Here is an 18,035-nt window from a genome sequence, read left to right on the forward strand (position 1 = left end):
AATACTGCTCACCTTATGAGGATTCGGCGTGCCTGCGTACAGCTGGGGAGCGTCCTCCGCTCGGGCCGGCCCGAGCGGGGCCGGCCGCGTCACGCCCACATGAGCGGCATCACCGTATGAAGGCGGACGAAGGCGTACACGCCAGGGGGCGCGCCGTACATATATCTATGCGCCGGTGGCTCGCGCCGTGGCGCGCGTCCCTCGTGCAGGTGAGTTGAGACCTCTTCGAAACATCGAGGGCTCGGCAGGCTCATCCGCGCTCACACCGCATGTCCTGCCACAAAATGCACCAACTGCCTTGCTTTCCCATGCACTTGGCTACCTATGGCCATGCAGAAACGTGCCTGTCAATGTGTGCATATGCGTCCGCCCTACCCCACCGGATGAGCCCTACTATCGGCTCGCCATGACAGCAGCAGGGAAGCACCAGGTGAGCCGCGCGGAAACCTCACGCCGAGGCAACCGGCCGGGCCGAGCGGGCATCAGGGACGTGGCCGCCGCCGCCGGAGTGTCCATCACGACCGTCTCCGATGCCCTCAACGGCAAGGGCAGGCTCCCGGACGCCACCCGACGCCATGTCCGCGAGGTCGCCGACCGACTGGGCTATCGCCCCTCGGCAGCGGCCCGAACACTCCGTACCGGCAAGTCCGGCCTCATCGGTCTGACCGTGACCACGTACGGGGATGAACCTTTCACCTTCACCGAGTTCGCGTACTTCGCCGAGATGGCGCGCGCCGCCACCTCCGCCGCGCTCGCCCGCGGCTACGCCCTCGTCATCCTCCCCGCGACCTCACGCCACGACGTATGGTCGAACGTCGCCCTGGACGGCACGGTCGTCATCGACCCCTCCGACCAGGATCCGGTGGTCGGCGAACTCGTCCGGCAGGGATTACCGGTCGTCTCCGACGGCCGCCCGGCCGGGCCGCTCCCGGTCACCGCGTGGGTGGACAACGACCACGAAGCCGCCGTCCTCGACATCCTCGACCACCTGGCCGACGCCGGCGCCCGCCGTATCGGCCTCCTCACCGGCACCACCACCGACACCTACACCCACCTCTCGACCAGCGCGTATCTGCACTGGTGCGAGCGCGTCGGCCAGGACCCGGTCTACGAGTCCTACCCCGCCCACGATCCGTGTGCGGGCGCCGTCGCCGCCGACCGGCTGCTGGCCCGGCCCGACCGGCCGGACGCCGTCTACGGCCTGTTCGACCCCAACGGCACCGATCTGCTGGCCGCCGCCCGCCGCTACGGCCTGCGCGTCCCGGAGGACCTGCTGCTCGTCTGCTGCAGCGAGTCCACCGTGTACGCCAACACCGAGCCACCCATCACCACGCTGTCGCTGAAGCCCCGGCGCATCGGCACAGCGGTGGTCCAGCTCCTCATCGACGCGATCGAGGGCGTCGAATCGGACCGGCCCGTCGAGCAGGTGATACCGACGGAACTGATCGTGCGTACCTCGTCCCAGCGACGTTCACCACGCACGACGGTCAGTCCACCGCGGGTGCCGGAGGAGAAGTAGGAGGGGCGGACGGCCGGCAGGCCGATCGGGCTGGGAGTGCGGTTTCTCGTCCGGTGTCGGGCATGACGGTCGGGCAAAGGGCCGGAGGGCCGGAAAGCCGGAGGGAGAGTGGCAGCCCGGCCGTCCGGACCGTGCGCCCCCGAAGCTCTGGCCGGCCGAACGGCCACGGGGACCGGAAGAAGTGGACGCCCGCCGAGGCCCACCGGAGCGACCGGCCCCGGCGAGCGTCCACCGCTCCGGCTCGACAGGTCTGGAGTCGCCCATGGACCGGTCGCCGTCCCTCGCCACGATCGGGGCGCTCGGTGGAGCTGACCGACCGCACCCGAAGCCGGGCCCGACGAAGATCACCGCCAGGCATCCGCACTCCGGCCTCGGCCCACTCCACAACACGCCCCCGAATCCCCCTCCGACGGCGGACATGCGCGAGCCGAGGGTGTAAGCACGGTGTGCACTGGGTGAGCGGGCACTGCCGAAGCCCGGCCCAATCGGGGCGAAAGCCGCGGTGAACAGGAGTCTTGCTCTGATTCACCACCCCTGGGTCGTCACACGGCACGATCCGCATTCCTATGATGGGCGCACGGCACCGCGGACCGTTGCGACCAGGCAGTCCGAAGTGGTGCAGCTGCGGCGCGATGGTGGAGGGGTCTGATGACTCAGGGGGCCGGTCAGGGACCCGAGGTGGAGCGTACGGCGACAGTGCGCGACTTCCGGGTGCCCGCATACGTCCACGAGACCGGTCCGTACGCCCACAGCGCGCACCCCGGCAACGCGACACCGCCCCTCGCCGACCCCCTCGAACCCCCGGACGGGTACACGCCGACCCAGCGGGACCTGCCCGTCATCAACCGGGGCGACACCCTCCAGGTGACCGTCGACCCGGCCGTCGCCCAGGCCCCGCAGGCCGCGACCGGTCCCGGTCCGCTGTTCGTCGTGGGCGACGTGCACGGCTATCTGGACGAGCTGATCGCCGCGCTCCAGGAGAAGGGCCTGATCGACACGGCCGGCAACTGGTGCGCGGGCACCGCCCGGCTGTGGTTCCTCGGCGACTTCACCGACCGGGGACCGGACGGCATCGGCGTGATCGACCTCGTGATGCGTCTGTCCGCCGAGGCCGCTGCGTCCGGCGGCTACTGCAAGGCCCTCATGGGCAATCACGAGCTGCTCCTGCTCGGCGCCAAGCGGTTCGGCGACACCCCCGTCAACTCCGGTGCGGGTACCGCCACCTTCCAGGCGGCCTGGCTGCTCAACGGCGGACAGAAGTCCGACATGGACCGCCTCCAGGACCATCACCTCCAGTGGATGGCCCGCCTCGACGCCATGGAGGAGGTCGACGGACACCTGCTCGTGCACTCCGACACCACCGCCTACCTCGACTACGGCGACTCGATCGAGGCGGTCAACGACACCGTCCGCGAGACGATCACCCGTAACGACGCGGACGAAGTGTGGGATCTCTTCCGCAAGTTCACCAAGCGCTTCTCCTTCCGCGACGAGGGCGGCGCCGACGCCGTCCGCTCCCTCCTCGATACGTACGGTGGCACCCGCATCGTTCACGGCCACAGCCCGATTCCGTATCTGCTGGGCGATGCCGGCTCCGAGGAGGACGAGGACTCGGCCGGTCCGGTCGTCGAAGGTCCGCACGTCTACGCCGACGGGCTGGCCATCGCGATGGATGGCGGCGTGACGATGGCCGGAAAGCTGCTGGTCCAGCAACTGCCGCTGTCCCCCTGACCGTTCACGGGTCCGTCGCAGGCCGCGCGGGACCCGCCCGACGGCGCCGCGGCCCAGGGGCCAATTTCAGCAAACCCCCTGTCACCTCATGCCGTCGCCGCTCTACCATCGGTTTATCCGTAGCAGGCTCCCCTCCGTTTCTGCCCGACGGCTCGTTGGCATGCGAGCCCCAAGCCCTACGGAGCATCGGGGGATGCACATGAACAGCGTTCCGCAGCACCTGCACAGCGAGGACCGCCAGGAGTACGAGCGGATCCTCGACGAGGCGCTGCGCTCCGCACCACACCACCCGGAACCGGCCGCTGTGGGACAGCGGCTCAACCCCGAACAACTGCGCACCATGGCGCTCAACGCCTCCGCGCTCATCACGGCGTCCGCGGCGACCGAGTACCAGCACTATGTGAAGGTCCGCGACGAACTGCGCCATCCCGCGCCGTCCACCCCGTCCCCGGCCGGCCATGAGTCCGGCACCGGGGAGCCAGGCGTGGGCGGGATGGGCCTCGCCGCCACCATGGGGGAGGCCGCCGAGGCCGCGGGAGCGGGCGCCGTCGCCGTCGCCGCCGTCCTCACCCCGGTCCTCGCCGGGACCGCCGCGGTGATCTTCCTGCTCGTCGGCTACATCCTGCGGATGCTCGACCCCGAGCCGGCGTTCGCCAGGACGATGCTCACCACCGGATGGACGTTCGGAGCCGTGGCCGCGGCCGCGATCCTGGTCGCCACCGTCGGCCTCCTGCTCACCGCCCTGCGCAACCGTCCCTCCCTGGAGGCCGGCCCGTACAGCGAACTGAGCGAGGAGGTGGACCGCGCAAGGGAAGCCTGGCGGGAAGCCCTACTGGAGCGGGGCATCCTGCCGTTCCTGCGCGAGGCCCTCGCCGACCCCGGCACGTGCGCCGCACTCGACCCCGCTCCCACCCCGCCGGCGCCCACCGGCCGCCTGCCGAAGATCGGCTACGGCCGTCCGGGCTTCAGCAGCCCCGACGAAGGAACCTCGGCCGGCTCCCGCCCGAGCTACAGCAGCCCGGACTACTCCAGCCCGGACTTCGGAGGGCCTGAACACCAGCCGGAATAGGCCCTCGGCTTGCGCCCCCACCCCGGGGAGCGCAAGCCGTAGGCCGGTCCGGCGGAAGGAAGGGCGAGGGCATCAGCCGGCATACCGGTCAGAGGATGCCCGCCTGCCCCGCGGCCGTGAGCCAACTCGGGAACTCGGACAGGAGACGGTCGTAGAGCTCTTGGTCCGGGACCGTGCGGATGTCGTCGACGGCGAAGAAGCCGACGTTGTCCACACGTCGGCCGGGCAGTGTGTCGAACCGCTCCAGTACGCCGTAGTTCGAGCGACCGAGCCCGACGAACTGCCAGAAGACCGGCTCCTCCGCCGCCGCGCGCAGTTCCCTCTCGATCGCGGCGTCGCGGTAGACGCCTCCGTCGGAGAAGAACAGCACCAGCGTGGGCACCGCCGCCGGATTCGCCCGCACATAGTCTCTGACCTGGGAAATCACCTTCTGTTCCTCGTTCTGGATGCCGACCGAGCGCATGTCCACCTGGCCCGGTTGCAGCCCCTTCCGCGGCTTCTTGCTCCGCCGGAACAGGCTCATCTCCCCCACCCGCACATGCAGCCGCAGCCACTCGGGCAGCTCACCCAGGCGCAGATCCGGCAGCCGGGCCGGATCGGAGGCGAAGGTCCAGGCCTGCATCTCACCGTCGTCATCAAGCTCGGCCGCCACGGCGGCCATCCGCTCGACCACGTCGGCCACCACCCCGCCGGAGTACAGAAAGGACATGGACCCCGACGCGTCGAGCACGAGCACGACCCGCGCTCTGACTCCTGCGGCCCCGCTCTTCCTCAGGCTGACCGCGACCTGCTCCTTCCGTAGCGACAACCGCTTGCGCATATCAACCGGAAGCTGCTCCTCCCCCTTGGCGAACCGGGCCCCGGCCGGCGACGCGGTTACGGCGGAGGCGGCCGCAGCCGGCGGGGGCAGAGTCGGCGGGGGCGGCGTGAGTACGGCCGATGCGGCGGGGTCGGCAGCCGTGCCGGCGGGCTCCTCGTCGACGCTGATCCCGAAGTCGGTGGCCAGCCCGGCGAGCCCGGAGGCATAGCCCTGTCCGACCGCGCGGAACTTCCACCGCCCCTCGCGCAGGTACAACTCACCTCCGATGAAAGCCGTTTCCGTCTCTCCCCGCATCTCGAACCGCGCCAGCTCCGCCAGGCTCCCGGCATCGAGCAGCCTGAGCGTCAGACCGGCCACCTGCCCGAAGGTGCCGCCGTCGGCGGACGCGCACAGCTCCACACGCGCGACGGCACTCTCCAGCGAACGCAGATCCACCTCCACCGTGTCGGCGGTGACACCGGCGGCGGTCCGCTTCCCCAGGTGGTTGACGGCGCCGGAAGCGTGCCGGGGCTGGTTGTAGAAGACGAAGTCCGCGTCGTCACGCACCTTCCCGGCGGCGGTCAGCAGCAGAGCCGACACATCCACGTCCGGCCCCCCACCCCGCTCGGACCAACTGATCTCGACGCGGACGGACGGCACATCGACCGGCAGATTGGCGCCCTTGCTCATGGATCGCGCTGTCATGCCCCCAGTCTGCCGACCCCCACCCCAGAAGCACCCCCTGGGACGATTCCCTGCGCGCCGGTCCGCGACATGAGTCCCGGGCGCCCGGCGGTCTGTCCGCGATCGGCAGATACACGCGATTACCAGCGGCCGCAAAAGTCCCTGGACTTCTCACGCCAACCGATAGTCGGTGCCTCCTGCAGTCAAAGATGACCAAGCTTCCCCTGTAGCCGCCGTTTGGAGAATTCCTGTCTCATGTTTTGACTGATCTTCATCAACGAAAATCTGAGCCTTCATGTGCAGCGGAGCCTCCTACCCTCTGACAGCGACCGTAGTCGACGGCTATTCTGCCTTTATGCTGTGCCGCTGCGCCTACATACGTCGAACAATTTGCGCCTGTGCCCTCTCGACCGGTGTGCGGCTGAAGACATGAACCAGTGCGAGATGGAAGAGCGCCGGCGCGAGGGGAGCCCACCGATGAATTCGATCGGAACGCAGCATGTACTTGATCACTGCCGCGGGGCGGAAAGGCACGTAATCGATATTCTGATGTTCCCAGCGATCCGCGACCCCCCTACTCATACGTGCCTGCAAATCCTCCCGAGTCAATTCCTTCAGCTTGGCGTAGAAGTGGGCGCTCCAGTGGCGCTTCTCGACGTCCAGTACAAATGCAAGCAACTCGAGTGAGTACTCGAGCGGTTCGATGGACAGTTCCTCCCGCATACCGCGCCGGGCGACCGCATACAGGTCCGGGGCGCTCCTCCCGGACGAGTCGATATGCCGTGACATTCCTTCGTTGACGGAGGAGTTCCAGACATTGGGTGCCATGCGGACCCGGCCACTGCGCTGACTGACGACCAACATGTCATCAGCGGTCACAACTGCGATATTGACGGCGAAACTGCAATGCAGAAATACAGGCGCCTGCAGCGGATCGTCCGGATTGAGATAGCGGGAACGCGGAGTTGTCCCGTCGGTCATTCGGCGATCGAGTTGCTGAGCCGCGAGAAAGGTGTAGTAATCCGTCGGGCGCAGTCTCAGGTGGACTTCGGGATGCTCGTCCAGAGCGGTCCGGGATACGTCGAACGATTCGACCGCGTAGCGAGGACCATTCCACAACGGTGTTCGGCCCTCTGCGCGCAAACGTGCACTCTCTGCCTCGATTTCAGCCCGCCAGCCGACCATGTCCGAAGGCAACTCGATCTCCTCGTCGAGCACTTGGATATAGACGGCTTCGGCAGGTATGGAGGATTCACCGTCTCCTTCAACGATCAGGGCGGAAGTGTGAAGAGGGCCTATGGAGAAGGTGCTCCATGCGGGACTGGACTCTTCCCGCTGTCTGAGGCTGCGTACTGCACTCGTCGAACGAGTCCGTAGCCTGTACCAACTGTTCTGTAAGGGTTGTTGGAACAACACCGCGAACAGCATCCCGAGCACAGCGCCGACGACTCCATTGGCCACATCGATCCCACCCATGACAGGCAGGGTAGGGATGTTGATCACGCCACGTGCGATCTTGGCTCTTCCGTTACGGCACGGGATCAAGACGTCCTGCGTCCCGGGGAGGCCCCAGCCGTTGTGACCGGGGCCTTGGAGAGGGAGTCAGCGCATGCGCCTGGTCAGTCGGCGAGCGGCAGGTACACCCTGTTCCCGCTCGCTGCGAACTCCTTCGACTTCTGGAGCATCCCCTCGGCGACCTCATCAGCCGTCGCGCCCGCGGCCGCCGTACCACCGAACTGCGCTGTGATGCTTTGGCTGATCTTCATCGAGCAGAACTTCGGCCCGCACATCGAGCAGAAGTGAGCCGTCTTCGCCGGCTCCGCCGGCAGTGTCTCGTCGTGGAACTCCCGGGCGGTGTCCGGGTCGAGGGCCAGGTTGAACTGGTCCTCCCAGCGGAACTCGAAGCGGGCGTCGGACAGCGCGTCGTCCCACTCCTGCGCACCGGGGTGTCCCTTGGCGAGATCGGCCGCGTGGGCGGCGATCTTGTAGGTGATGACACCGGTCTTGACGTCGTCACGGTTGGGCAGGCCCAGGTGCTCCTTGGGCGTGACGTAGCAGAGCATGGCCGTCCCCCACCAGGCGATCATCGCCGCACCGATGCCGGAGGTGATGTGGTCGTACGCCGGGGCGATGTCCGTCGTCAGCGGGCCGAGCGTATAGAACGGAGCTTCGTCGCAGATCTCCTGCTGAAGGTCGATGTTCTCCTTGATCTTGTGCATCGGGACATGTCCCGGGCCTTCGATCATCGTCTGAACATGGAAACGCTTCGCGATCCGGTTGAGTTCCCCAAGTGTGCGCAACTCCGCGAACTGTGCCTCGTCATTGGCGTCCGCGATCGAACCGGGCCGCAGGCCGTCGCCCAGCGAGTACGTGACGTCGTAGGCCGCGAGGATCTCGCAGAGTTCCTCGAAGTTCTCGTAGAGGAACGACTCCTTGTGGTGGGCCAGGCACCAGGCGGCCATGATCGAGCCGCCACGGGAGACGATGCCCGTCTTTCGGTTGGCCGTCAGCGGCACGTACGGCAGGCGCACGCCCGCGTGGACGGTCATGTAGTCCACGCCCTGCTCGGCCTGCTCGATCACCGTGTCCTTGTAGATCTCCCAGGTCAGCTCCTCGGCCCGGCCGTCGACCTTCTCCAGCGCCTGATAGAGCGGCACCGTACCGATGGGTACAGGGGAGTTGCGCAGCACCCACTCGCGGGTGGTGTGGATATTGCGGCCTGTGGACAGGTCCATGACCGTGTCGGCACCCCAACGGGTCGCCCAGGTCATCTTCTCGACCTCCTCCTCGATGGAGGAGGTCACCGCCGAGTTGCCGATGTTGGCGTTGACCTTCACCAGGAACCGCTTGCCGATGATCATCGGCTCGATCTCCGGATGGTTGATGTTGGCCGGCAGCACCGCACGTCCGGCCGCGATCTCCTCGCGTACGACCTCGGGCTCCACGTTCTCCCGGATGGCCACGTACTCCATCTCCGGCGTGATCTCGCCCCGGCGCGCGTAAGCGAGTTGAGTGACCGCCTGGCCCTCACGGCCCCGACGTGGCAGGCGTGGCCGACCTGGGAAGACCGCGTCGAGGTTGCGCAGCCCGCCGCGCGGCGAGGTGTGCTTGATCCCGTCGTCCTCCGGACGGACGGGGCGGCCCGCGTACTCCTCCGTGTCACCGCGGGCGATGAGCCAGTTCTCCCGCAGAGGCGGCAACCCCCTGCGGACATCCGTCTCGACGAGCGGATCGGTGTACGGGCCGGAGGTGTCGTACAGCGTGACCGCCCGACCGTTGGTGAGATGCACCTGACGGACCGGCACGCGCAGGTCGGAGCGGGTGCCCGCGACATACGCCTTGTGCCATCCGATGGACTTCCCGGCCTCCCCGTCGGCAGAGACCTCGTCAGAGATCTGCGCGGAGGCAGGCGTGCGTGCGTCCTTGTTGGTCATGAGACCTACTCCCTACGCCGGCATTACCCGGTAACAGGTTCAGCGGTCGACGCAGCGGCTTCCGTCTGCCGACGTGTCATGTGAAACATCACTCGGTTGTGGTGACGTTCCACGTGAAACATCGCGAAAACGGAGGTCAGCGCCCTCTCAGCCCGGTGCTCCGAGCTCCCGCGTGTGCAAAGGTGCCTCCACGCTAGCGTCCTTTGTGGCGCGGTGAACAGTGGGCCTCTGGCGTTCTTGCGATGATCGGGCGGTGACCACGACACCCCATCCCCCGTTCCCACCGCCCGAACAGCCCCGCGGGCCGGGCATTCCTCCCGGCGGACGCCCCGGGCAAGGACAGGGGTACGGCCCCGATGGCGCTTCCGCTCCCCGTCCCTCTTACCGACCCGGTTCCGGGTCGGCTTCCCGTCCCGAGACCGGCTACGGTTTCGGGCCCGACGACGGACAGGGTGCGGGCCCAGGCTCTGGCGGCGGACCCGGACATGGGCCCGGCGACGGAGCGCACGGCCCCGGTCGTGGCCACGTCGGCGGCCGTGAGGGCAGCGGAAACCCTGGTGGAGGCGGGGACGGCGGCCACGGTCCCGGCCCCGGCAGTGGGCGCGGTCCCAATGACGGGCACAGCGGCGGGCACGGCGGCGGTGACGGGCACGGCGGGCATGGCCCCGGTGCGGGCGGCGGCCACGGGCACAGCCACAGTCACGGTCCGGCCACCCCCGTCTCCCAGCATCTGCGCAAGGTCATCGCGGCCGTTCTCATCCCCTTCGGCGTGGCCGTGCTCGTCGGCCTGGTCGTGCTGTGGCCGGGCGGTGCCCCGGCGCACGAGCGCACCGGCGTCGGCTTCGACCGCCAGACACAGCAGGCGACGGTCTCCAAGGTCGAGAGCATCAGTTGCTCGTCGGCGAATGCCTCGGGGGGCACCCCCACCGGCGACACCTCGACCGCCGAGGGCTCCTCCGCGCAGCAGCAGGCGGACGGCACCTGCAAGAAGGCCACGATCCGCGTGGACACCGGTTCGGACAAGGGCCGTACGTTCACCGAGATCGTCCAGCCGGACCAGTCACGGCAGTTGCACGAGGGCCAGAAGGTCGTGGTCGCCTACGAGCCTACCGCGCCAAGAGACCTTCAGTACTCGGTCACCGACGTGAACCGCCGTGTGCCGCTGGGCCTGCTCGCCATCATCTTCGCTGTCGCCGTCGTGGTCGTCGGGCGACTGCGGGGTGTCATGGCACTGGTCGCGCTGGCCATCAGTTTCATGGTGCTGAACTTCTTCGTCCTCCCCGCGATCCTGCAAGGCTCGAACCCGCTGGCTGTGGCGATCGTCGGGGCGAGCGCCATCATGCTGATCGCCCTCTATCTGTGTCACGGCCTCTCGGCCCGCACCTCCGTGGCCGTACTGGGCACGCTCATCTCCCTGCTGCTGATCGGTGTCCTCGGTTCCTGGTTCGTCGACTGGGCGGCGCTGACCGGCAATACGGACGACAACACCGGTCTGATTCACGGTTTGTATCCGTCGATCGACATGAGCGGTCTGCTTCTGGCCGGCATCATCATCGGTTCGCTCGGTGTCCTGGACGATGTGACGGTCACCCAGACGTCGGCGGTCTGGGAACTCCACGAGGCCAACCCCTCGATGGGCTGGCGCGGGCTGTACCGGGCGGGTATCCGGATCGGCCGCGATCACATCGCGTCCGTGGTCAACACGCTGGTCCTCGCCTATGCCGGCGCCGCACTGCCGCTTCTGCTGTTGTTCTCCATCGCGGAGAGCAGCGTCGGCACGGTCGCCAACAGCGAGTTGGTCGCGGCGGAGATCGTGCGCACGCTGATCGGTTCCATCGGCCTGGTCGCCTCTGTTCCGGTCACCACGGCGCTCGCCGCGCTCGTGGTCTCGGCGGACCGGCCGGGAACCGGCACGCTCTCCGAGTCGGCCCCGGCGACGCCGGGGGCCGCGTCGGCCGGAACGGCAGGCCCCGCCTCTCCGAGCTCTCGGGGCGGCAAAGGCAGGCGACGCAAGCACTGACGCGGGCGGACGGGCGGCCCAGCGGGCGGGCGTTCGAGGGGAATCGCGGGTGCCTCCGCCCTTCGAACGCCCGAGTGGCCCGCCCTGGCATCCCGTCTTCGACCTCCCGCCTCGCTCAGCCGCGAAGAAGCGTTCCTTCAGCCTTGCGCCACCAGCCCCGCCGGGCTCACCCGGCGCTCTGTTCCTCCGCCAGGATCCGGTCCAAGGCCTCGTCGAGGTGGGCGTCGAAGTCGGCGAACGCGCCCTCCTGCCCCAGCGGAACCAGCTTGTCGGTGCGGTCGAGGAAGGCCACGAGCGGAGCCGCCGACGAGCGGAACACCGCCTGGTCACCGCCCACCTGAAGCCGGATCAGCACCTCGCCCAGCACCTCCCGGTCGGCCGGCGAGACTCGTACATCTCCCTCGCCGCACGGCCTGCCCACCCCGTCGATGAGCAGCTCACGCCCGAACGCCCAGGTCACCGGGGCGTCACCGGGCAGATGGAAGGTGAGCCGGACGGCGTACGGATCGCAGGTCTCGTAACCCAGTTCCACCGGGATGCGGAACGAGAGCTCCTCGGAGACGAGAAAGCTCATCATGACCTCTGCCTCAACTGCCTGCACGGACTCGCGCATCGCCCTACCCCGTCATTGCCGTCGACTGGCTGGGAATCAACCCCTGACACTGCACGCATCTTGCTGAACGTACACAACAGATCACAAGGAGTGAGTTTTCAGATACTGATAGAGACAGCAAGTGATCCCAGCATGCGCGCGATCTCGCTCTGCAACTGCTGCACGGCCGCGGGCAATCGGTCGGCCTGGCGAGCGGGGAGGGAGATGGCCATCGTCGCGGCGGTGGTGCCCACGGTGATCGGGACAGCGGCGCACACCGTGCCCAGCGCGTACTCCTGCCGTTCGACGACCGTCTCCATCCGCCGCACCCGGGCAAGCCGCCGCAACAGGGTGTGGTCGTCACGCACCGTGTACGGGGTGATCGACTGCACGGGGTAGCGATCAAGGTGATCGCGGCGGGCCTTGTCGTCCAGCTGGGACAGCAGGCACTGACCGATGGCGTGGGCGTGCGCGGTCTCGCGGAAGTCGGCCCATTCCTCGACCGCCGGATTGCCCGGGGTGTCGGATACGCACATGACCTCGATCTCGCCGTCCCGGTAGCGGGCGTAATACACCGGAACGCCGATCGAATCGCGCCAGTGCGCGAGGGTGGCGACCACGGTGCTGCGACGTTTCTGCGCGGCTCCGCTGCTGCCGAGGCGCTCTGCGGCCTCGCCGAAATAGAACATCCCCTTGTCGCGCCGCAGGTAGCCCTCGTGCACGAGGGTGCGCAGCAGGTGGTACGCCGTGGGCAACGCCAGGCCGGCCTCACGGGCCAGTTGCTTGGCCGGGGCCCCGCCGTCGTGCCGGGCCACGGATTCCAGCAGTCGCATGGCGCGCTGTACGGAACCGATGAGCGTCGCCGCGGACTGCGGTTGTTCAGGGACACCTATGCCCGCCGGCCGCTGCAGCGGGGGCGCGGTGGGACGCGTGCGGGTGGGGGGTGAGTGCGGTTCCGCGAATGCTGCGGTGTCAACCGTGGCCAAGGGTCACTCCCGAAGCTCGAGAGGGCGGTCCGTGCGGGGAACACGGAAGGGGGGAGCCGATCGCGGGTGCGTCCCCGCGAGGGGTTCCGGACTTTAACGGCCCTCCACCCCAGAGGGTCGTGCTGTCCGGAAAACTTCCCCCGGCCGAGGGAACCGGCGAATCCTGTTACCGGCCACCGGTCCCCGCGCCACTCACCAGTCGCCGCGTGACGAGGAACCTGCCATGAACTTCCGGACCACGTAGACCAGTCCGCCGACCACGGCGACGAAGACCAGCAGCTTGAACAGAAGGCCGATCACGAAGCCGACGACGCTCGCTATCAGGCCGCCGAACACGACCAGCGCGATGACCGGCACCGCGACCCACTTCACCCACCACGGCAGTCCCGCGAAGATCTCTTGCATGGCCCTCGTCCTCGTCTGTCCCGTCCGGCGCCGCTGGCGGCCCGGATCTTCGATGTCCTGCCGTCGATGCTAGGGCCCGAGGGGGTGTCTGCGGAGGCCTCGCACCCCTTGTCCTCCCCTGACCGATCCCTTAGGGAACCCCGAGGCGGGCGTAGCCTGCCAGGCGGAGACGCTCAGCCCTCCGCCGGCGAGAACACGACCATGACCCGCAGATCCTCGCTGATGTGGTGGAACTTGTGGGCGACTCCGGCGGGGACGTACACGACGCTGCCGCGCGCGACCTGGGTGGTCTCCAGACCGACCGTGATGGAGGCGCGCCCGCTCACGACGAAGTAGACCTCGTCCTGGTTGTGCGGGTTCTGTGGATCGTGATCCCCGGCATCGAGTGCGTAGAGGCCGACCGACATGTTCCGCTCTCGCAGAAATTGCAGGTAGGCGCCATCGTTGGCGGCTCTCTCCGCCTCCAGTTCATCCAACCGGAATGCCTTCATCGCCCTCGTCCGCCCTCGTAGCCGATCTCTTCTGCCACGATCAGACACATGAAGAATTTCGTAGTCAAGACGATCGCCAACGCGGGCGCCCTGGCGGTCGCCGTCTGGCTGCTCGACAAGATCACGCTGACCGGTGCCGGCACGGGCAAGAAGGTCGGCACCCTGATCGTGGTGGCGCTCCTGTTCGGCCTGGTCAACTTCGTGGTCAAGCCCATAGTGCAGGTACTGACCTTTCCCCTCTTCATCCTCACGCTCGGCCTGATCACCCTGGTGGTGAACGCGCTGATGCTGTTGCTCACCTCGTGGCTGGCCGACAAGCTCGACCTCAGCTTCCACGTCGACGGCTTCTGGACCGCGGTCCTGGGCGGTCTGATCATCTCCGTCGTCTCCTGGGCGCTCAACGTCGTCCTGCCCGACGAGGACTGAGCGTGCGATGAGCTACCGCGTCTGCTTCGTCTGCACCGGCAACATCTGCCGCTCCCCGATGGCCGAGGCCGTCTTCCGCGCGCGCGTCGCGGAGGCCGGCCTCGCAGGCCTGGTCGAGGTGGACAGCGCCGGCACGGGTGACTGGCACGTGGGCGAGGGCGCCGACCCGCGCACCGTCTCCGTCCTGGAGGAGAACGGCTACGCCGTCGCGCACACGGCCCGCATGTTCGAGCGGTCCTGGTTCTCCCGCCTGGATCTCGTGATCGCCCTGGACGCCGGCCACGTCAGGGCCCTGCGCCGCCTCGCGCCCACCGATGAGGACGCCCAGAAGGTCCGCCCGCTGCGCGCGTACGCCCCGGCAGCGGACGGCGATCTGGACGTTCCGGACCCGTACTACGGGGGCCGGGACGGCTTCGAGGAGTGCCTCCGCATGGTGGAGGAGGCGAGCGTCGGCCTGCTCGCCGCCGTTCGCGCGAACGTGGAAGGACGAGTGGCATGAGCGACCCGATCGCGGCCGGAGGCGCCGGCGAGGGCACGCGCGCGGTGCGTGCCGGTCTTCCGGAGCCTGTGAAGCACGAACCGATCCTGCCGGGCCCGGTCTTCGCAGCGCACTTCCACCTGCCCGGCGAGCCCACGGGGCCGTACACCTACGGCCGTGACGAGAACCCGACCTGGACGCATCTGGAACGCGCCGTGGGTGAGCTGGAGGCGCCGGGACATGAGGGCGTCGAGACGCTCGTGTTCGCCTCCGGCATGGCGGCGATCTCGTCCGTACTCTTCTCCCAACTGCGCGCCGGGGACGCCGCTGTCCTGCCCAACGACGGCTACCAGGCGCTCGCTCTGGTGCGCACGCAGTTGGAGGCGTACGGCATCGAGGTGCGCACCGCGCCGACCGGCGGCGACGCCCAGCTCGCCGTTCTCGACGGGGCGAAGCTGCTGTGGATCGAGTCACCGTCCAACCCGGGCCTCGACGTATGCGACATCCGGCGTCTCGTCGAGGCGGCGCACGCACGTGGCGCACTGGTGGCCGTCGACAACACGCTGGCGACGCCGCTCGGGCAGCGCCCGCTGCAACTCGGCGCCGACTTCTCGGTGGCCAGCGGCACCAAGCAGCTCACCGGGCACGGCGACGTTCTCCTCGGATACGTCGCCGGACGCTCCGGTGAGCCGATGACGGCCGTACGCCGCTGGCGCAAGATCGTGGGGGCGATCCCGGGGCCCATGGAGGCCTGGCTCGCGCACCGGTCGATCGCCACCCTTCAGATGCGTGTGGACCGGCAGAGTGCCACCGCCCTCGCCGTCGCTCAGGCACTGCGGGGGAGGCCGGAGGTGACCGGCCTGCGGTACCCGGGCCTGGCGGACGACCCGTCGCACCAGGTGGCCTCCCGGCAGATGCGGCGCTATGGGTGCGTGGTCTCCTTCACGTTGCCCACGCGGGCGCGTGCCGAGCGCTTTCTCGAGGAACTGCGGCTCGTGGACGACGCGACGAGCTTCGGAGGGGTGCGTTCGACGGCCGAGCGGCGTGGTCGCTGGGGCGGGGACGCGGTGCCGGAGGGCTTCATCCGGCTGTCGGTCGGCGCCGAGGACCCGGAGGATCTGGTGACGGACGTCCTGCGCGCGCTGGAGGAGTCGGCGCGGTGACCGGCTTGAGTGATGCCTCCGGGGTCCTTCTCCGTACGGCGGACGGTCCGAGCCTCCCCCCTCGTGGCTCGGACCGTCCTGCGGTTCTGCGCGCGAAGAACCGCGCGCACTAGGCTAGTTGACTCTCTGTCAGTGTCCAATCACAGTGGCGACAGAGACCTATCGACTTATTTATAGTTGGGCCTGTCCCAGCCCGGGAGAAATGCAGGGGAAGGGGGAGCGCGTTTCATGGACCTGGCCCTGCTGCGCACCTTCGTGACCGTGCACCGGGCCGGTTCCTTCACCCGCGCCGCCGCCCTGCTGGGCCTGTCCCAGCCAGCCGTGACCTCCCAGATCCGCACGCTGGAGAGGCAGCTGGGCCGACCCCTCTTCCTCCGTCAGGCCCGCGGTGTGACGCCGACGACCATCGGGGACGAGCTCGCCCACAAGGCTGCCCCACACCTCGACGCCCTGGTGGAGATCGCCGAGACCGGCCTGGACTACGAGTCCTCCGTGCGGACGCTGCACCTTGCCGGACCGCCCGAGTTCACCGCCGAACGGGCCCTTCCCTCCCTCACCGAACTGACCGGCGAGGAGGGACAGGGGCTCGCCCTGCGCGCCTCCTTCGGGACCGCTGAGGAGGTCCTGGACGGGCTGGCCGCCGGACACCACGACCTCGTCGTCACCACGGCCCGGCCGCGCGGTGCCCTGCTCACGGCCACCCCGCTGTGCGACGAGGAGCACGTCCTGGTCGCCGCGCCGAGCCGGGCCGGGCCGACGGACCCTGAGAAGCCGAGCCGTCGTGGCGGAGCGTCCGCGCTGGAAGACCTTCCCGTCGTGGAGGTCCATGAGTCGCTGCCCTTCGTCTCCCGCTACTGGGCCTCCGTCTTCGACGCCCGCCCGGCGGCATCGGGCGCCGTCATCGTCCCCGACCTGCGGGCGGTATTGGCCTGTGTGACCGCGGGTGCGGGACTTGCGGTGCTGCCCCGCTATCTCTGCATGACCGCCCTGGACCGCGGAGACGTCGTCGAACTGCACCGACCGCCGGTGCCGCCCCTTCGGACCTACGTCCTGGTGGTACGCACCGGCACGCTGGCGATGCCGCACATCGCACGGGCGCACGACTGGCTGCTGAGAGCGGCGGCCGACTGGTGCTGAGCCGGTTCCCCTGGCACCTCACGCACCGGGCTCACGCGGTGACGGTTCGCGATGTTTCACGTGGAACCAGCCGGGCCACATTCCTCCCATGACCGTCCGACCTGTGGTCAAGCGCACAGCGCGCGCCGTTCTGCTGGACGGCGACGACCTGATCCTGATCAAACGAACCAAGCCCGGCCTCGATCCCTACTGGGTCACGCCCGGTGGTGGAGTCGAGCCGGAGGACACCACCGTCGTCGACGCGCTGCATCGCGAGGTCTACGAGGAACTCGGGGCCAAGATCACCGACGTGGTCCCCTGCTTCGTCGACACGGTCGAGCACATCGGCGAGGACGGCGGCGCGACCGGCGTGAAGGTGCAGCACTTCTTCGTCTGCCGGCTGGGATCCATGGATCCTGGTCTGCGACACGGTCCCGAGATGGACGAACCCATCGGGGAGTACGAGATCGTCCGCGTGCCGTTCACCCGGGTCGGGATCGCCTCCGTCCATCTCGTCCCACTGTCACTGCGGCACTACCTCGACGGCAACATCGAGGGCGTACGGGCCATGCACGCGCCCGACCTGGGGTGATCCCCCCGGCTCGGGATCAGCTGCCGGCGGCGACCAGTTCCTCGACCGAGTCGTGGCGTATGCGCTCCGCCGGGAGGCCGACGCCGCGCAGGGCGTCCACGCCGCTGCGGATCATGCGTCCGGGGAGGGATTCCCAACGAGGGAGGGGCGCTGGGCGGGCGCTCGGGGCTCAGGAGGCGTGGGAGGCGGTGCGGGCCGCCGGGACTGCTGGAGGGCTTCCTGGAGGCCCGCGGGGGCCTGTGAGCGGGCATCAGCCCATTGCTGGCCGGGCGGCAACAGGGCAGTGACTGTCCGAAGCCCTGCCGAGGTCTGCGGGGGGGGATCCCCGCCCGCGCCTCGCCGGACTGCGCGACCTCCGTGGGTGCCTGGGTGCGGGCGGCCGCCGGTGGAGTGCCGGCGGCCGGCTGCTCGGCGGCCGCGAGGGCTGGCCGGGGCTCCGCGACGGGCTCGTCGGCGGGGAGGGACGACCGTGGCTCTACGACGGGTTCCGGGGGCCGGCCGGTCGACGGTTCGGGCGGTGCAGCGGAAAG

At 68.8% G+C, this 18,035-nt stretch carries 16 protein-coding genes and 1 riboswitch; of the genes, 9 read left to right on the top strand and 7 right to left on the bottom strand.

The window, feature by feature from the left end; all coding sequences use genetic code 11:
• Positions 1 to 406: 406 nt before the first annotated feature.
• The 3 genes from P1P75_RS02575 (at position 407) to P1P75_RS02585 (ending at position 4,319) form a co-directional block, all read left to right on the top strand.
• A complete protein-coding gene (locus tag P1P75_RS02575; RefSeq protein ID WP_319251380.1) occupies positions 407 to 1,519 on the top strand; it encodes a LacI family DNA-binding transcriptional regulator in 1,113 nt (370 codons plus the stop codon).
• 648 nt (positions 1,520 to 2,167) lie between these two features.
• Positions 2,168 to 3,250, top strand: coding sequence for a metallophosphoesterase (locus P1P75_RS02580; RefSeq protein WP_319251382.1), 1,083 nt, complete (start codon positions 2,168 to 2,170; stop codon positions 3,248 to 3,250).
• A 193-nt stretch (positions 3,251 to 3,443) separates the two neighbouring features.
• On the top strand, positions 3,444 to 4,319 hold the full coding sequence (locus P1P75_RS02585; RefSeq protein WP_319251384.1) for a hypothetical protein: 876 nt from the start codon (positions 3,444 to 3,446) through the stop codon (positions 4,317 to 4,319).
• 88 nt (positions 4,320 to 4,407) lie between these two features.
• On the opposite strand, the gene P1P75_RS02590 is transcribed toward P1P75_RS02585, so the two are convergent.
• The 3 genes from P1P75_RS02590 to thiC form a co-directional block, all read right to left on the bottom strand.
• Positions 4,408 to 5,823: a VWA domain-containing protein gene (locus P1P75_RS02590; protein WP_319251386.1), complete on the bottom strand. Its 1,416-nt coding sequence runs from the start codon at positions 5,821 to 5,823 to the stop codon at positions 4,408 to 4,410.
• Between the two features lie 351 nt (positions 5,824 to 6,174).
• Complete coding sequence (locus P1P75_RS02595; protein WP_319251388.1) at positions 6,175 to 7,278, bottom strand: hypothetical protein; 1,104 nt, start codon at positions 7,276 to 7,278, stop codon at positions 6,175 to 6,177.
• A gap of 143 nt (positions 7,279 to 7,421) precedes the next feature.
• Positions 7,422 to 9,236 (bottom strand): phosphomethylpyrimidine synthase ThiC, encoded by a 1,815-nt coding sequence (thiC, locus tag P1P75_RS02600; protein ID WP_319251390.1) that lies wholly within the window; start codon positions 9,234 to 9,236, stop codon positions 7,422 to 7,424.
• Positions 9,229 to 9,418: riboswitch (TPP riboswitch) on the bottom strand. Its footprint overlaps the gene before it by 8 nt.
• Positions 9,419 to 9,489: 71 nt before the next feature.
• Between thiC and P1P75_RS02605 the strand changes: the two genes are divergently transcribed.
• The gene (locus P1P75_RS02605; protein WP_319251392.1) at positions 9,490 to 11,256 is read left to right on the top strand and encodes a YibE/F family protein; all 1,767 of its coding nucleotides are present in this window, start codon (positions 9,490 to 9,492) and stop codon (positions 11,254 to 11,256) included.
• Between the two features lie 166 nt (positions 11,257 to 11,422).
• Here the strand turns inward: P1P75_RS02605 and P1P75_RS02610 are convergent, their stop codons facing one another.
• The 4 genes from P1P75_RS02610 to P1P75_RS02625 all read right to left on the bottom strand — a co-directional run bounded on the left by P1P75_RS02610 (position 11,423) and on the right by P1P75_RS02625 (position 13,730).
• Positions 11,423 to 11,869, bottom strand: a complete 447-nt coding sequence (locus P1P75_RS02610; protein WP_073491265.1) for an SsgA family sporulation/cell division regulator — start codon at positions 11,867 to 11,869, stop codon at positions 11,423 to 11,425.
• A gap of 98 nt (positions 11,870 to 11,967) precedes the next feature.
• Positions 11,968 to 12,834: an IclR family transcriptional regulator C-terminal domain-containing protein gene (locus tag P1P75_RS02615; RefSeq protein WP_319251394.1), complete on the bottom strand. Its 867-nt coding sequence runs from the start codon at positions 12,832 to 12,834 to the stop codon at positions 11,968 to 11,970.
• A 192-nt stretch (positions 12,835 to 13,026) separates the two neighbouring features.
• The gene (locus P1P75_RS02620) at positions 13,027 to 13,239 is read right to left on the bottom strand and encodes a DUF5326 family protein (protein ID WP_086771895.1); all 213 of its coding nucleotides are present in this window, start codon (positions 13,237 to 13,239) and stop codon (positions 13,027 to 13,029) included.
• A 173-nt stretch (positions 13,240 to 13,412) separates the two neighbouring features.
• Positions 13,413 to 13,730, bottom strand: coding sequence for a cupin domain-containing protein (locus P1P75_RS02625; protein WP_086771894.1), 318 nt, complete (start codon positions 13,728 to 13,730; stop codon positions 13,413 to 13,415).
• Positions 13,731 to 13,778: 48 nt separating this feature from the next.
• On the opposite strand from P1P75_RS02625, the gene P1P75_RS02630 reads away from it, so the two are divergent.
• From P1P75_RS02630 to P1P75_RS02650, 5 genes are all read left to right on the top strand, one after another.
• Complete coding sequence (locus P1P75_RS02630; protein WP_319251396.1) at positions 13,779 to 14,156, top strand: phage holin family protein; 378 nt, start codon at positions 13,779 to 13,781, stop codon at positions 14,154 to 14,156.
• A gap of 7 nt (positions 14,157 to 14,163) precedes the next feature.
• Positions 14,164 to 14,655, top strand: coding sequence for a low molecular weight protein-tyrosine-phosphatase (locus P1P75_RS02635; protein WP_319251398.1), 492 nt, complete (start codon positions 14,164 to 14,166; stop codon positions 14,653 to 14,655).
• Positions 14,652 to 15,797, top strand: a complete 1,146-nt coding sequence (locus tag P1P75_RS02640) for a cystathionine gamma-lyase (protein WP_319251400.1) — start codon at positions 14,652 to 14,654, stop codon at positions 15,795 to 15,797. The genes P1P75_RS02635 and P1P75_RS02640 overlap by 4 nt, the downstream gene beginning before the upstream one ends.
• Before the next feature lie 228 nt (positions 15,798 to 16,025).
• Entirely contained in the window at positions 16,026 to 16,934 is a 909-nt protein-coding gene (locus P1P75_RS02645) for a LysR family transcriptional regulator (protein ID WP_319251402.1), read from the top strand.
• Positions 16,935 to 17,022: 88 nt separating this feature from the next.
• Positions 17,023 to 17,505 carry an NUDIX domain-containing protein gene (locus tag P1P75_RS02650; RefSeq protein ID WP_150471826.1) on the top strand — a complete coding sequence of 161 codons (483 nt, stop codon included), beginning with the start codon at positions 17,023 to 17,025 and terminating at the stop codon, positions 17,503 to 17,505.
• The last annotated feature ends 530 nt before the right edge of the window (positions 17,506 to 18,035 follow it).

The organism is Streptomyces sp. ID05-39B, assembly GCF_033794725.1.
Classification (GTDB): domain Bacteria; phylum Actinomycetota; class Actinomycetes; order Streptomycetales; family Streptomycetaceae; genus Streptomyces; species Streptomyces bobili.

Coding starts and splice junctions, on each gene's coding strand:
- P1P75_RS02575 (WP_319251380.1), top strand. CDS start 407: ATGACAGCAGCAGGGAAGCACCAGGTGAGCCGCGCGGAAACCTCACGC.
- P1P75_RS02580 (WP_319251382.1), top strand. CDS start 2,168: ATGACTCAGGGGGCCGGTCAGGGACCCGAGGTGGAGCGTACGGCGACA.
- P1P75_RS02585 (WP_319251384.1), top strand. CDS start 3,444: ATGCACATGAACAGCGTTCCGCAGCACCTGCACAGCGAGGACCGCCAG.
- P1P75_RS02590 (WP_319251386.1), bottom strand. CDS start 5,823: ATGACAGCGCGATCCATGAGCAAGGGCGCCAATCTGCCGGTCGATGTG.
- P1P75_RS02595 (WP_319251388.1), bottom strand. CDS start 7,278: ATGGGTGGGATCGATGTGGCCAATGGAGTCGTCGGCGCTGTGCTCGGG.
- thiC (WP_319251390.1), bottom strand. CDS start 9,236: ATGACCAACAAGGACGCACGCACGCCTGCCTCCGCGCAGATCTCTGAC.
- P1P75_RS02610 (WP_073491265.1), bottom strand. CDS start 11,869: ATGCGCGAGTCCGTGCAGGCAGTTGAGGCAGAGGTCATGATGAGCTTT.
- P1P75_RS02620 (WP_086771895.1), bottom strand. CDS start 13,239: ATGCAAGAGATCTTCGCGGGACTGCCGTGGTGGGTGAAGTGGGTCGCG.
- P1P75_RS02625 (WP_086771894.1), bottom strand. CDS start 13,730: ATGAAGGCATTCCGGTTGGATGAACTGGAGGCGGAGAGAGCCGCCAAC.
- P1P75_RS02630 (WP_319251396.1), top strand. CDS start 13,779: ATGAAGAATTTCGTAGTCAAGACGATCGCCAACGCGGGCGCCCTGGCG.
- P1P75_RS02635 (WP_319251398.1), top strand. CDS start 14,164: ATGAGCTACCGCGTCTGCTTCGTCTGCACCGGCAACATCTGCCGCTCC.
- P1P75_RS02640 (WP_319251400.1), top strand. CDS start 14,652: ATGAGCGACCCGATCGCGGCCGGAGGCGCCGGCGAGGGCACGCGCGCG.
- P1P75_RS02645 (WP_319251402.1), top strand. CDS start 16,026: ATGGACCTGGCCCTGCTGCGCACCTTCGTGACCGTGCACCGGGCCGGT.
- P1P75_RS02650 (WP_150471826.1), top strand. CDS start 17,023: ATGACCGTCCGACCTGTGGTCAAGCGCACAGCGCGCGCCGTTCTGCTG.